At 71.7% G+C, this 14,679-nt stretch carries 8 protein-coding genes; 7 read left to right on the top strand and 1 reads right to left on the bottom strand.

Going from position 1 to position 14,679, the window contains the following annotated elements:
- Positions 1 to 92 precede the first annotated feature (92 nt).
- Together IE198_RS10330 and fxsT are read left to right on the top strand one after the other, a co-directional pair.
- Entirely contained in the window at positions 93 to 1,430 is a 1,338-nt protein-coding gene (locus IE198_RS10330; RefSeq protein ID WP_189884998.1) for a TIR-like protein FxsC, read from the top strand.
- Positions 1,414 to 5,355 (top strand): FxSxx-COOH system tetratricopeptide repeat protein, encoded by a 3,942-nt coding sequence (gene fxsT, locus IE198_RS10325; RefSeq protein ID WP_189884996.1) that lies wholly within the window; start codon positions 1,414 to 1,416, stop codon positions 5,353 to 5,355. Before IE198_RS10330 ends, fxsT begins: the two co-directional genes overlap by 17 nt.
- Positions 5,356 to 5,461: 106 nt before the next feature.
- Here the strand turns inward: fxsT and IE198_RS10320 are convergent, their stop codons facing one another.
- On the bottom strand, positions 5,462 to 6,328 hold the full coding sequence (locus IE198_RS10320; RefSeq protein WP_229833813.1) for an alpha/beta fold hydrolase: 867 nt from the start codon (positions 6,326 to 6,328) through the stop codon (positions 5,462 to 5,464).
- A gap of 282 nt (positions 6,329 to 6,610) precedes the next feature.
- On the opposite strand from IE198_RS10320, the gene IE198_RS10315 reads away from it, so the two are divergent.
- From IE198_RS10315 to IE198_RS10295, 5 genes are all read left to right on the top strand, one after another.
- Positions 6,611 to 7,696: a S1 family peptidase gene (locus tag IE198_RS10315; RefSeq protein WP_444545423.1), complete on the top strand. Its 1,086-nt coding sequence runs from the start codon at positions 6,611 to 6,613 to the stop codon at positions 7,694 to 7,696.
- 299 nt (positions 7,697 to 7,995) lie between these two features.
- On the top strand, positions 7,996 to 8,583 hold the full coding sequence (locus IE198_RS10310) for a TetR/AcrR family transcriptional regulator (RefSeq protein ID WP_189884994.1): 588 nt from the start codon (positions 7,996 to 7,998) through the stop codon (positions 8,581 to 8,583).
- Positions 8,580 to 10,004: an MFS transporter gene (locus IE198_RS10305; protein WP_189884992.1), complete on the top strand. Its 1,425-nt coding sequence runs from the start codon at positions 8,580 to 8,582 to the stop codon at positions 10,002 to 10,004. Before IE198_RS10310 ends, IE198_RS10305 begins: the two co-directional genes overlap by 4 nt.
- 99 nt (positions 10,005 to 10,103) lie before the next feature.
- A complete protein-coding gene (locus IE198_RS10300; RefSeq protein ID WP_189884990.1) occupies positions 10,104 to 13,532 on the top strand; it encodes a DNA polymerase III subunit alpha in 3,429 nt (1,142 codons plus the stop codon).
- The gene (locus IE198_RS10295) at positions 13,529 to 14,509 is read left to right on the top strand and encodes a DNA polymerase Y family protein (RefSeq protein ID WP_189885118.1); all 981 of its coding nucleotides are present in this window, start codon (positions 13,529 to 13,531) and stop codon (positions 14,507 to 14,509) included. The genes IE198_RS10300 and IE198_RS10295 overlap by 4 nt, the downstream gene beginning before the upstream one ends.
- Positions 14,510 to 14,679 lie beyond the last annotated feature (170 nt).

Below are 14,679 nucleotides of genomic sequence, written 5' to 3'. Positions count from 1 at the left end.
TGGAGCGCGGTCCGCTCCGGAATGATTAATTCGCGTCCGTTCTTCGCCGATCGTGTCTGTCGGGCCGGGCGTTCACGCAGGACGGGGGTCGTGTGTCGGATTCAGCGCAGCGGGCGGCGGACCATCGGCCGTACTTCTTCTTGAGCTACGCGCACACACCGCGGTACGGGGCGGGAGGCCCGGACCCCGACATGTGGGTCGAACGGCTCTTCCGCGACCTGGTCGGCCATGTGATGGCCATGACCGATCTGCCGGCCGGTGCTCCCGCCGGCTTCATGGACCGGGAGATACGCTCCGGAGAGGGCTGGTCGGAACGGCTGGGTGAAGTTCTCGCCAGTTGCCGGGTGTTCGTCCCGCTCTTCTCCCCCCGCTACTTCGCCAGCGAGATGTGCGGCAAGGAGTGGTACGCCTTCGCCCAGCGGGCCATCTACCATCACGCGAAGAGCAACCGCCCTGCGGAGGCGATCGTCCCCGCGTTATGGGTGCCGATGCCTCCCGAACAACTCCCGGGTCCCGCCGAGCGGTTGCAGTTCAACCACCGCGCCTTCGGCGACCGCTATGTGACCGACGGGCTCTACGGGCTGATCAAGCTCCGGATATTCGCCGAGGAGTACGAGGCGGCCGTCTACGAGCTGGCGAAACGGATTGTGAGCGTCGCCGACACCACCCGGCTCGCGCCCGGCAGTCCCGTCGAATTCCGTCAGGCACCCAGCGCCTTCGGCAGGCCCAGCGTCGGTCCGCGGCCCATGCACATCACCGTTGCCGCGCCCACGAGCCACGATCTGCCACCCGGCCGGGCGGCCGACTTCTACGGCAAGCAACCCCAGGACTGGAATCCGTACCACCCCGACTCGGCGCGCCCGCTGGCGTCCATCGCGCAGGACCTGGTGCGCTCGCTCAACTACCAGCCCACCGTCTCCTCGTTCGACCACGAGTCCCTGGCAGCCGCCGGCCAGCCGCCGACCCGCCCCGAGATCCTGCTCGTCGACCGCTGGGCCCTGGAGAACGAGGACCGGCGGCGCAAACTCGCCGCCTTCGACGCGGTGCCGCGCCCCTGGGTGAGCGTGGTCGTCCCCTGGAACCGCGACGACCCGGACAGCAGCCGCGAATCGGAGGCCGCGCTGATCGAGAAGCTGGAGCGCACCATGCCGCACCACATGAGCCACGGCCGGGCGGCCTGCCAGGCGGCGGCCAAGGGCGTGTACACGATGGAGGCCTTCGGGCAACTGCTGCCCCAGGTGGCGGAGGCGGCCGCCCAGGAGTACCTGCGCCACGCGGAGGTCTTCCCGCCCGCCCCACCGGGCGGCGGCAGCCACAGCGAACGCCCGCGTCTGCGCGGCCCGATGGCCGACTACGGCGCCACCCACTACGTCCCGAATGTGCGTGACATCGCCCCTGATGCGGAGGACACGGATGACAGCCAGTCGTGACGGGCGCATCGTCACCTTCTACTCGTACAAGGGAGGCACGGGGCGCACGATGGCCATGGCCAACGTCGCCTGGATCCTCGCCGCGAACGGCAAGCGGGTCCTGGCGGTCGACTGGGACCTGGAAGCGCCCGGCCTGCACCGTTTCTTCCACCCGTTCCTCGACCCGTCCACCCTCGGCGCCACCACCGGTGTGATCGACCTGATCACCGAGTTCGCCTGGGCCGCGACCAATCCCGAGCCGCGCCGCCCCGACTGGCACCTGGACTACGCGCGCATTCAGCCGCACGCCGTCTCCCTCACCCCCGAGAGCCTCGGCTGGGAATTCCCCGAGGGCGGCACGCTCGACTTCGTCTCCGCGGGCAAGCAGAACCGCGAATACTCCGCCACCGTGTCCACCTTCGACTGGGACAACTTCTACGACCGCCTCGGCGGCGGGCACTTCTTCGACGCGCTGCGCGACGACATGAAGGCCAACTACGACTACGTGCTCATCGACAGCCGCACCGGACTCAGCGACATCGCCGACATCTGCACCGTCCATCTGCCCGACGTCCTCGTCGACTGCTTCACGCTCAGCGACCAGTCGATCGACGGTGCCGCCTCCGTCGCCCGGCAGATCGACGAGCGGTACGGCGGCCGGGGCATCAAGATCCTCCCCGTGCCGATGCGCATCGACGAGGGAGAGAAGGAGAAGGCCGACGCCGGACGGGCCCTCGCGCGCCTCAAGTTCGACCGTTTCCCCAGCGGTCTCACCGCCGAGGAGGCCACCGCCTACTGGGGTGCGGTGGAGATCCCCTACCGGCCCTACTACGCCTACGAGGAGACGCTCGCGACCTTCGGCGACGAGGCCGGACTCACCAGTTCACTGCTCTCCGCCTTCGAGCGGCTCACCTCCGTCGTCACAGACGGGCAGATCACCTCGATGCCGCCGGTCAACGAGGACGTCCGGCTGCGCATCAGGGACGCCTTCACCCGCCGCCGCCCCGCCCTGCCCGCCGACCTCTTCCTCAGCTACGTCGCAGAGAACCGCATGTGGGCCGACTGGGTCGAGTACGTGCTCAGCCGGGCCGGTTTCCGGGTCGTGCCGCGCGACGTGTCGGCGGAACGCGATCCGGTGGAGATCGACGCGGCCGCCGCGGAGAACGCCGCACGCACGGTCGTGCTGCTGTCCAGCGCGTACCTCAAGTCCGCACGGGCCGTCGAGGTCTTCCAGCGGGCCGCTTCCGAGGACCCGAGCGGTGGCCGGCGGCATCTGCTGCCGATCCGGGTCGGCGACGTCAGGCTGACCACCCCCTACATCGACCGCAACCCCGTCGACCTGTTCCGGCTCGACGAGGTGCACGCCACCGGTTCGCTGCTGCGCGCCCTCGACCGCCCGGTGCAGCTCCCGGAGCCGTCCTCGCCCGGTCCGCGGTTCCCCGGAACGGTGCCCAAGATCTGGAACGCGCCGCCCCGCAACCCCGGATTCACCGGCCGCTCGGTGGTCCTGGAGCGGATGCGGGACCAGCTCGGCGGTGGCATGGCCGTGGCCGCGGTGCTGCCGCAGCCGCAGACCCTCTACGGCCTCGGCGGCGTCGGCAAGACCCAGGTCGCGCTCGAGTACGTCCACCGCTTCATGGCCGACTACGACCTGGTGTGGTGGATCTCGGCCGAGCAGCCCGACGACGTGGTCGCCGGACTCGCCGAACTGGCCGTCCGGCTCGGTGCGCAGGGCGGCGAGGACATGGCCGCCGCCTCCCAGGAGGCCATAGACCTGCTGCGGCGCGGAGTGCCGTCGAAGCGCTGGCTGCTGGTCTTCGACAACGCGGACGACCCCGAGCAGCTGAAGCGGTTCTTCCCCGCCGGCGGGCCCGGGCACGTGCTGGTCACCTCCAGGAACCAGACCTGGTCGCAGTACGGCGACGCGCTCCCCGTCGACGTCTTCCTGCGCGAGGAGTCCATCGAGCACATCCAGCGGCGTGCCCGGGGTCTGAGCGCGGAGGACGCCGACCAGGTGGCGACCGCCGTGGGAGACCTGCCCCTCGCCGTCGAACAGGCCGCGGCCTGGATCGCGGAGACCGCCACACCGGTCTCCGCCTACCTCGAGCAGCTGCGCGAACAGGCCGCGAGCGTCCTCGCGCTCAACCAGCCCGTCGGCTACCCGGAGCCGGTCGCCGCGACCTGGAACGTGTCCATCGAGCGGCTGGAGGAGCGCTCGCCCGCGGCGGTCCGGCTTCTCCAGCTGTGTGCCTTCTTCGCACCCGAGCCGATCTCCGCGAACCTCCTCTACAGCAAGGAGATGATCGACGCCCTCAAGCCGTACGACGCCTCCCTGGAGGAGAAGCTGGTCCTCGGCCGGGTCATCCGGGAGATCGGCCGGTTCGCCCTCGCCAAGGTCGACCAGGTGTCCAACTCCATCCAGGTGCACCGGCTCGTGCAGGCCGTCATCAGGGCGCAGCTGAGCGAGGAGGAGCAGATGGACGCGCGGCACGCCGTCCACCGCATTCTCGCCGGTGCCAGGCCCGACGACGACGAGCCGATCGACAACCCGGAGACCTGGCCGCGGTTCAACACCATTTGGCCGCACCTCGGCCCCTCGGAGGCCAGGTTCTGCAAGGAGCCGGAGACCCGCAGGCTGCTGATCGACCGGGTGCGATACCTGTGGAAGCGCGGTGACTGGAAGACCGCCTACTCCCTCGCCAGCGATCTGCGCGAGGCGTGGAAGGACATGCTCGGCAACGATGACCGGCAGTATCTGTACCTGCGTTTCCATCTCTCCAACATCCTCCGCTCCCAGGGCCGTTACGTGGAGGCCAAGGAGCTCGACGAGGTGACCCTCGATCGGCAGCGCGCCGTCCTCGGCCCCACCCACCCGCACACGTACATGACCACCAGCGGCCTGGCGATGGACCTCGGCACGCTCGGCGACTACGGCAAGGCGATGGAGCTGGCGACCGAGGCGCACGAGGGATTCAGCCAGATCTTCCACGAGTCCCACCCGCGTACGCTCGCCGCCGCCAACAACCTGGCGCTGAACCTGCGCATGGTCGGGCAGTACGCCCGGGCCCGCGAGATCGACCAGGAGGTCTTCGACCGCCGCACCGAGGTGCTCGGCCCGGAGCACCCGTACACCCTCTCCTCCGCGATGAACCTCGCCCGCGACCTCAGGGAGGTCGGACGGTACGAGGACTCCGTGGCCGTGCTCAGCCGCACCTACGACGTCTACAAGGAGCAGTTGGGCCGGGCGTTCCCCGGCACCCTGGCCGCGGCCAAGAGCCTCGCGGTGTCGCTGCGCAGGGCCGGCCGACTGGAGGACGCACGCAGGCTGACGACCGCGACCCGCAACCGCTACCGTGCCAAGTACACCTCCGCCAACCCGGACTCGCTGGCCTGCGACCTGAACCTGGCGGCCGACCTGTTCGCCGCAGGAGAGCCGGTGGCGGCACGGGACCTGGCGCAGGAGGTCGTCGACCAGTACCGGCAGGTGCCGGGCGAACGGCACCCGTACACCCTGGCCGCGATCAACAACCTCGGGATCTACGAGTGGGGCTGCGGGACGCCGGAGACCGCGGAGCGGCTGCTGCAGAACGTCGTCGCGACGATGCGGGAGGTGCTGGGGGAGAACCATCCGCACGCCCTCTACAGCACGATCAACCTCGCCAACGCCCTCGCGGACCTGGGCATCTGCGACGAAGCCCTGGAGATCGAGCAGCGGACCGTGGCCCGGCTGCGCGACGTGCTCGGAGCGCACCACCCCGAGGTGCTCGGCATCGCCTCCAACATGTCCGTCACGCTCGGTCTGCTCGGGCGCAAGGACGAGGCGGCGCAGACGCGGGCGGAGACCGTGGAGGAGTTGCAGCGGCTGATGGGCGAGGAGCACGCGCTCACCCGGATCGCGAAGGACGAACGCCGTGTCTACCGCGACCTGGAGCCGCTCGCGGTGTGAGCCGGGGCGGCGGGGGCCGCTTGTCACCGTCCCGGTGCCGGCCCCTGCGTCGGGGCCGGGCGGTCGCCCTTCCCGCCCGGCCCTGCCGGGCGGGTGCGCGGGGAGCTCAGTCCTCGAGCAGCCAGGTGAGGATGCGGGGCAGCGCGTGAAAGGCGTCGAAGTGTGCGGCGGCCGGCTCCAGGACGGCCGTCGCTCCCGGAATGCGCTGGGCAAGCCAGCGGGAGTGGCCCACCGGGGAGAAGACGTCCTTCTCCCCGTGCCACAGCATCACCGGTCCCTGGATGTCCGCCGGGTCGAAACCCCACGGGCTGCAGAAGGCCAGCGCGTCGTCGATCCATCCGTACGCCGAAGTGCGCAGCGCCTCCTGGTAGTTGCGCAGCAGCATGGATCTGAGGCCGGCGTCGGAGACGACCATGCGGTCGGAGTCGGTGAGCTCCCTGCGCAGGTCGTTCAGCAGCCGCACCGGGTCCTTCCTGATCTCGGCGGAGCGCAGCGTGAACCGCTCCACGAGACCGGCCGGGTCTGCGGAGGCACTGGTGTACTCGGTGACGTTCGACGCGGCCATGCCCTCGAACCAGTCCAGACCGTCCGCGTCCCTGGGTGCGAGTGTCACCAGTGCGGCGGCACGGGTGACCCGGTCGGGCATCAGGGCCGCGCAGGCGAGTGCGTGCGGCGCGCCGCCGGAACGGCCCACCACGGCGAACCGCTCCAGTCCCAACTCGTCGGCGATCGCCCGTACGTCCTGGGCGACATCGGCGACGCTGCGGCCCGCGAGCCGGTCGGAACCGCCGTACCCCGGGCGGTCGTAGACGATGAGCTGTGTGCCGCGCTGGTAGAGCACCATGCCGCGCGGCGCGGGGCCGAGCCTGCTGCCCGGCGTGCCGTGCAGCAGGAAGACCGGTCTGCCGCGCGGATCGCCCAGTCGCTCCACCATCAGATGCCGCCCGTCCGCCACGCGCACCCGACGTCGCACCCGAACGCCCCCTTCACCGTGCACCCGTGCAGATGTCCCGTGCGGACATCATGAGCTTCCCCGCACGTCCGATGATTACCCATCAGGAGAGGGGCACGCCGCCTGATTCCGCTCCCGGCCTCCCGGACCCCTGTGAAGAGGCTGTGAACGCACCCGTGTTGTCGTGTGTCCGTCCGGTGGTCGACCTTGTGTGCGAGTGCGGCGCCTCGGAATAGTGGGCGGCTCATCCTCCGCGTCCGGGCACCCCACTTGTTCGGGCGCGGCCCCCACAGGAGGTCGAAGTTGAAGCACCGACGCATACCCAAACGGAAAGCGGCAGTGGCAGGCGGCGTGATCGTCGCCGTCGTCGCCGCGGGCGTCACACTCCAGAGCGCGAACGCCAGCGACAGCACCGAGCAGTTCGACGTGAAGGCCCTCACGGCCCCGGCGGCCGGTGACCTCGCGCTCACGCTGAAGGCGGACCTGGGTGCCGCGGAGGCCGGGGCGTACTACGACGCCAAGGCCAAGGCGCTCATCGTGAACGTGCTGAGCGAGGACGCGGCGCAGACGGTGCGCGAGGCGGGCGGCAAGGCCAGAATCGTCGAGAACACCCTCGTCGAGCTGAAGAGCGCACGGCAGACGCTCTCCGACAAGGCGACCATACCGGGCACCTCCTGGGCCACCGACCCGGTCACCAACAAGGTGGTCGTCACCGCGGACCGCACGGTCGAGGGGACCGACTGGACCAAGCTGCAGGAGGTCGTCAAGAGCCTCGGCGCAAAGGCGGAGCTCAAGAAGACCGCAGGCGAGTTCAAGCCCTTCATCGCCGGCGGCGACGCCATCCACTCCGGCGGCGGACGCTGCTCGCTCGGCTTCAACGTGGTCAAGGACGGTGAGCCGCACTTCATCACCGCCGGGCACTGCGGGCAGTCCGGCAGCGAGTGGTCCGACTCCGCGGGCGGCGCGGCGATCGGCACGATGGTCGACTCGCAGTTCCCGGGCAACGACTTCGCGCTGGTGAAGTACGACGGCGCGACGGAGCACCCGAGTGAGGTCAACCTCTACGACGGCGGCTCGCAGGCGATCACCCGGGCGGGCGACGCGACCGTCGGCATGCAGGTGACGCGCAGCGGCTCCACCACCCAGGTCCACGACGGTGAGGTGACGGGTCTCGACGCGACCGTCAACTACGGCAACGGCGACATCGTCGAAGGCCTCATCCAGACGAACGTCTGCGCCGAACCGGGCGACAGCGGCGGCTCGCTCTTCTCCGGCGACACCGCGATCGGCCTCACGTCGGGCGGCAGCGGGGACTGTACGTCGGGCGGCGAGACGTTCTTCCAGCCGGTGACGGAGGCGTTGTCGGTCTTCGGCGCTGAAATCGGCTGACGGCGTTTGCTTTCGAGGGGGCCGGCCCCGTCACGTCGAACGTGGCGGGGCCGGCCCTTCGCCGTGGGCGGGGCACCAGGTGTGCGCGGGTGGGTGGCGCCTGCGGCGGTCGTCAGCCGGGCGGGGCAGGCGCCGGACCGCGGCGTCGCAGTGCCGCGGGCCGGCGACCGTCTGGGCCATGGCCCAGACGGTCGCCGGCGTCCATGGCCGCCGCAGGCGGTGCGGGGCCGAATGGACCAAGCAGGCATGGCCCCCCCTGGAGGGTAGACACTGTCTACCGACTGCGGTAGACAGTGTCTATGACTGAACAGGACGAGGGCCTGCGGGCCCGGCTGGTGGCTGCGGGGGTCGAGCTGGTGACCAGTAGGGGAGTGGAGGCGCTGTCCCTCCGGGAGATCGCCCGCAGCGCGGGCGTCTCGCACGGTGCTCCCCGCCGCTACTTCCCGACCCATCTGTCCCTGCTGTCCGCCATCGCCCGGGAGGGTTTCGCCGACCTGGCGCGCAGGGCCGCCGAGGTCGGCGAGGCCCACGAGCAGGATCCGCGCGCCCGGGTCGCCGAGTTGTGCCGCGTGTATCTGGACTTCGCACGGACCGACGGCGGCATGTTCGAGCTGATGTTCCGCCATGACCTGCTGAAAAGCGGCCAGCTCGGTCTGCGGGAGACCAGCCTGCCGCTCTTCGGCAGGTTCGTGGACGCCGTGGCCCAGGTGCGGCCGCGTCCCGGAGAGGCCCCGCCGCAGGTCGTCGCGACCGCGTTGTGGGCGAATCTGCACGGCGTGGCCCAGTTGTGGGGCTGGGGCAGCCTCCAGCTCGCGACCGGCACCGACGACGTCGAGCCGCTGTTGCGAGCCGTGCTGGACGCCCACCTCGGTCCGGTGGCCCGGTGAGCGTGTCCCACCGCCGGATCACGCTGGCAGGCAGTGTCGTGGGCGCCGGGATCGTCGCTCTCGACGGAACGGTGCTGACCATCGTGCAGCCCACGATGCAACGGGATCTGCACGCCTCCTTCGAGCAGGTCCAGTGGACCAGCACCGGCTATCTGATCGCGGTGGCGAGCCTGCTCGTCTTCGCCGGCCGCCTCGGTGACCGGTACGGCCACCGGCAGGTGTTCGTCGCCGGGATCCTCGGCTTCGGCGCGGCCTCTGCGGGAATCGGCCTGGCGTCGGACATCGGCTGGGTGATCGCGCTGCGCGTCGCCCAGGGCGTCTTCGGAGCGCTGCTGCAGCCGGCCACTCTCGGGATGCTGCGGGCGGCCTTCCCGCCCGACCGACTGGGGATGCCCATCGCGCTGCGCACCAGCGTCATCGGCGTGGCGGCCGCCGCAGGGCCGCTGGCCGGCGGGGCGCTCGCGGCGCAGTTCGGCTGGCGGGCGGTCTTCCTCCTCAACGTCGTACCGGCGCTGACGATCGGACTGCTCGTCCTTGCCGTACGGGAGCCTGTGGACTCGGAGTCCGCCGACCCTGTGTCCACCGACCCCGAGCCCGCCGCGGCGTCCGGCGCCCGGCTCGACCTGGCCGGGGCCTGCCTGCTCGCGGTGACCCTGGTCTGCCTGGTGCACACGCTCGTCGGCATGCCGGAAGCCGGCCGGGCGGCGGCGACCGCGGTGGGATTCGCCGCGACCGTGATCGCCGGTGTCGCGTTCGTACGGCACGAACGGCGCACCCGGTGCCCCCTGGTGCCGCCGGAGGTGCTCGGGTCGGCGGCCGTCGCCTCGGCCCTCGGCATTCTGGTGGCCGGGTCGGCGGTGCTGTTCGGTGCCCTGTTCACCGGCACCTACTTCCTGCAGGACGTCCTCGGTCTCGACCCCTTCCGCAGCGCTCTGCGGGCGCTGCCCGGTGCCGTGGCGATGGTCCTGGGCGCGCCGGTCTGCGCCGTACTGCTGCGTCGTTGCGCTCCGCGCCGGACGGCCGCGGTGGCGATGGGCCTCCTCGCCGTGGGTGCCCTCGAGCTCTCCGGCCTCGACCGGGCGTCGGGCGCGGTGGCTATCGGTACCGGCTTCTTCCTGGTGGGTGCCGGTTTCGGGGCCGTGATGGTCACCGCGACGGCGGTCGTCGTGCGTCATGCGCCCGCGGAGCACGCCGGGGTGGCGGGCGGACTCCAGCAGACCGCCATGAACATCGGCCCGACGCTGGGAGTGGCCGCGGCGACCACGCTGACGGCCCTCGCCGGGGCTGCCGAAGTGCCCGGCTCCGCGACGGCGCCCACGCTGACGGTCCTCGCTGCCGTGGCAGCGGTCGGCGTGCTCCTGACGGCCGCGCTGCCGGGCCGTACCGGTACCGCCTCGCCGCGGCCGCGGGCCACCGTATAGGCCGGCGGACGGACAGCGGACAATGTGTCGTACGCATGTTCGAAACTGGTCTATGGTGGGAGGTGGGGGAGGTGAGAACGGCTGATCCAGGAGGTGCAGGTGTCAGGCTTCACGCATCTGCACACCGTTTCCGGGTTCTCCCTGAGATACGGGGCGTCCCACCCGGAGCGGCTGGCCGTCCGTGCCGCCGAACGCGGCATGGACGCCCTCGCGCTGACCGACCGCGACACCCTCGCCGGGGCGGTCCGCTTCGCCTCGGCCTGTGCCAAGGAGGGTGTGCGGCCGCTGTTCGGGGTGGACCTCGCCGTGGGGGAGCGGGAGCGGCAGCACGGGCCCGCGGAGCGGCGCCGCACACCGGTGCGCGGCGGAGCGTTCGTCGACGAGTCCGCGCCCCGTACCGTCTTCCTCGCCCGTGACCGCCGCGGCTGGGCCGTGCTGTGCCGGATGATCACCGCTGCCCATGCGATCGACCCGCGCAGCCCGCTGCTGCCGTGGGACGACAACCACGGCGACGGGCTGACCGTGCTGCTCGGCCCGTCCTCCGAGGTGGGCGGCGCACTGGCCGCCGGCCGCCCGGACCACGCCGCCGAACTGCTCGTCCCCTGGCGGGAGCGGTACGGCGACCGGCTGTGTCTGGAGGTCGTGCACCACGGCCGCACCGGCACCGGCGCGGGCTCGCTGCGGCACGCCGCCCGTACGCTCGGCCTCGCCGCCGAACAGGGCGTACGGGCCGTGCTGACCAATGCCGTCCGTTACGCCGACCCCGGTCAGGGCCCGGTCGCCGACGTCCTCGACGCGGCCCGCCGCCTGGTGCCGATCGACCCGCGCAAAGGCCTCGACAGCGGCGAGCGCTGGCTCAAGGACCCGGCGGCGATGGCCCACCTCGCGGAGCGGGTCGCCGAGGCCGCCGGCTTCCGACGCGACACCGCGCACCGGCTGCTCGCCATGACGGAGGAGGCGGCCGCCGAGTGCCTGGTCGACCCCGAGGACGACCTCGGGATCGGCAGCGTCCACTTCCCCGAGCCGGGCCTGGTCGGCGCCGAGTACCGCACGGCGCAGCGGGTGCTGGCCTCCCGGGCGGCCGCCGGGATGGTGCTGCGCGGTTACGAGGGCCGGCGCGAGTACTGGGAGCGGATGCACCACGAGCTGGACATCATCGCCCACCACGGCTTCGCCTCCTACTTCCTGACGGTCGCCCAGGTGGTGGAGGACGTGAAGGGAATGGGCATCCGGGTCGCGGCCCGCGGCTCCGGGGCCGGCTCCCTGGTCAACCACCTCCTCGGCATCGCACACGCCGATCCGGTCGAGCACGGACTGCTGATGGAGCGCTTCCTGTCCAAGCGCCGTCGCGTCCTGCCCGACATCGACATCGACGTGGAGTCCGCCCGCCGCCTCGAGGTCTACCGGGCGATCATCGGCCGCTTCGGCGAGGAACGGGTCGCGACCGTCGCCATGCCCGAGACCTATCGGGTGCGCCACGCGGTACGGGACGTGGGCGCCGCCCTGTCCATGGACCCGGCCGAGATCGACAGGCTGGCCAAGTCCTTCCCGCACATCCGGGCGCGCGACGCCCGCGCCGCCCTGGAGGAGCTGCCCGAACTGCGCGACGTGGCGGGGGAGGAGCACGGCAGGCTCTGGGAGCTGGTCGAGGCACTGGACGCGCTGCCCCGGGGGATCGCCATGCACCCGTGCGGCGTGCTGCTCTCCGACGCCTCGCTGCTCACCCGTACGCCGGTGATGCCGACCAGCGGCGAGGGGTTCCCCATGTCGCAGTTCGACAAGGACGACGTGGAGGAGCTCGGGCTGCTCAAGCTGGACGTCCTCGGTGTGCGGATGCAGTCGGCGATGGCGCACGCGGTCGCCGAGGTACGCAGGGCGAGCGGCGAGGAGGTCGACATCGACGCCGTACCGCCGGGCGACCCGGACACCTACCGGCTCATCAAGTCGACCGAGACGCTGGGCTGCTTCCAGATCGAGTCGCCGGGCCAGCGCGATCTGGTGGGGCGGCTGCAGCCGGAGACCTTCGGCGATCTGGTCGTCGACATCTCGCTGTTCCGGCCCGGCCCCGTCGCGGCCGACATGGTGCGGCCGTTCATCGAGGCCCGGCACGGCCGTGCGCCCGCCCGCTATCCGCATCCCGACCTGGAGGGGCCGCTGAGGGAGACGTACGGGGTGGTGGTCTTCCACGAGCAGATCATCGAGATCCTGGACATCATGACCGGCTGCGGCCGGGACGAGGCCGACCGGGTGCGGCGCGGTCTGTCCGACCCCGAGTCGCAGGGGAGGATCAAGGCCTGGTTCGTGCAGAACGCCGGGGCGAAGGGATACGCGCCCGAGGTGATCGGCCGCACCTGGGAGATCGTCGAGGCCTTCGGGTCGTACGGCTTCTGCAAGGCGCACGCGGTCGCGTTCGCCGTGCCGACGTATCAGTCGGCCTGGCTCAAGGCGCACCACCCGGCCGCCTTCTACGCCGGGCTGCTCACCCATGACCCGGGCATGTATCCGAAGCGGCTGCTGCTGGCGGACGCACGGCGGCGCGGCGTGCCGGTGCTGCCGTTGGACGTGAACCGTTCGGCGGTCGCCCATCGAATCGAACTGGTGTCCGGTGGTGCGGGTTCCGGGAGGTGGGGGCTGCGGCTCGCGCTCTCGGACGTCCACGGCATCAGCAAGGCGGAGGCGGCCCGTATCGAGGCCGGACAGCCGTACTCCTCGCTGCTGGACTTCTGGCAACGGGCCCGCCCCGGGCGGCCGGTCGCCGAGCGGCTCGCCCAGGTCGGCGCGCTCGACGCCTTCGGCGCCAACCGCCGCGATCTGCTGCTGCACCTTGCCGAACTGCACCGCACCCAGCGCGGCGCCGCCTCCTACGGCAGTCAGCTCCCGCTCGCCGAGGGGCGGAAGACCGCCCCCGTCGGTCTGCCCGATCTCGGCGACGCCGAACGCCTCAGCGCTGAGCTGGGTGTGCTCGGCATGGACGCCTCCCGCCATCTGATGGCGGATCACCACGCCTTCCTGGCCGAGCTGGGTGTGCTCTCCGCGCAGCGGCTGCGCGGCGCGCCGCACGGGGCGACGGTGCTCGTCGCGGGCGCCAAGGCGGCCACCCAGACACCGCCGATCCGCTCCGGCAGGAGGGTCATCTTCACCACGCTCGACGACGGCACCGGCCTGGTCGACCTCGCCTTCTTCGACGACAGCCACGCCGCCTGCGCCCACACCGTCTTCCACTCGTGGCTGCTGCTGGTGCGCGGAGTGGTGCAGCGGCGCGGACCGCGCAGCATCAGCGTGGTGGGCGCGGCCGCCTGGAACCTCGCCGAGCTGGTGGAACTGCGGCGCACCGGCGGTCTCGACGCGGTCGCCGCCCGGCTGGCGGCGCCCGTGCCGGAGGCGGACGGGTCCGGGGCCGACAACGGCCGCCGTATCCAGCTGCCGACCGGCTATGAACTCAACCCGTGGGCCGACCTCAAGCCTGCCGGCGAAGGGGCCGCAGGCGGAAGGAAGTTGTGGCACCAGAGCCCTGGGAGCGCCGGATGATCCTCTACGTGCGTTTCCTGCTCGCCCCGACGCCCGAAACGGCAGGGGCCGAGGCGGCGCTGCCCGCGCTGCTCGCCCTGGCCGAGGACATCAGCCCGGTCGTCCAGGCCCTGCCGCCGGACGGGGCGCTCGTCGACGTCCGGGGCGCGGAGCGGTACTTCGGACGGGACGCGGCCCAGCTCGCCGCGCTGCTGCGGGTGCGGGCGCTCGCGCACTGCGGCGTGGACTGCGTGATCGGCGCCGGCCCCGTACCCATGCTCGCCAGGATGGCGGCTCGGGAGGCCGTGCCCGGTCGGACCCTGGTGGTGTCGGAAGAGGAGTCCGCGGCCTTCCTGGCTGCCAAGCCGGTCGCCGTGCTCGACGGGGTGGGCCCGGTGACCGCCCGCACCCTGCGCGCATACGGACTCGACTCCGTCGGCCGGCTCGCCGGAGCGCCGCTCGCCGTGGTCCAGCGGATCCTGGGTGCGCGGGCCGGGCGCGAGGCATGGGAACGGGCGCGCGGCATCGACCGTACGGTGGTCGTGCCGAACGCCCTCTCGCGGTCGATGGCCGCCGAACGAACCTTCGGGATCGATGAGCTGGAACAGGCGGAGCACCGGAGGGCACTGCTCTCGCTCGCCGGGGAACTGGGCGCGCGGATGCGTGGCGAGCGCCAGGTGTGCGGGTCGCTGACGCTCTCCGTGCGCTACGCCGACCGGTCCACCACCACCCGTACCCGCACCCTGCGCGAGCCGACCGCCCACTCGGCGGCACTCGCCGGCACCGCGTACGCGCTCCACGCGGCACTGGGGCTCCAACGGGCCAGGGTGCGGGGTCTGATGCTGCGGGCCGAGGGCCTGAGGTCCGCCGAACGGGCCGCACGGCAGCTGACCTTCGATGCGGCCGACGACCGGGCGCGCCGGATCGAGGAGGTGGCGGACCGGGCCCGGGCGAAGTTCGGTCCGCGGGCCGTCGTGCCGGGGTCGCTGGCGGCCTGAGCCGCACCGGCCGCCCCTCTGAGCTGCGCTACAGGGCGTCTCGTAAGTCTTGAAAGAAAGTCAGTATTTACCGACGCGTAACTTCCCAGTGGTGGTTACTCACCCGTAAGTTGTCGTGAGCAGAACAGCACATCCCAGCCATCGAACTCCCTTGAGCCGCAAGGAGACCC

Origin of the sequence: Streptomyces xantholiticus (genome assembly GCF_014651015.1) — a bacterium.
Taxonomy (GTDB): Bacteria; Actinomycetota; Actinomycetes; order Streptomycetales; family Streptomycetaceae; genus Streptomyces; species Streptomyces xantholiticus.
Note: the sequence above shows the minus strand (reverse complement) of the source record. Positions and strands in the feature narration are given on the sequence as shown.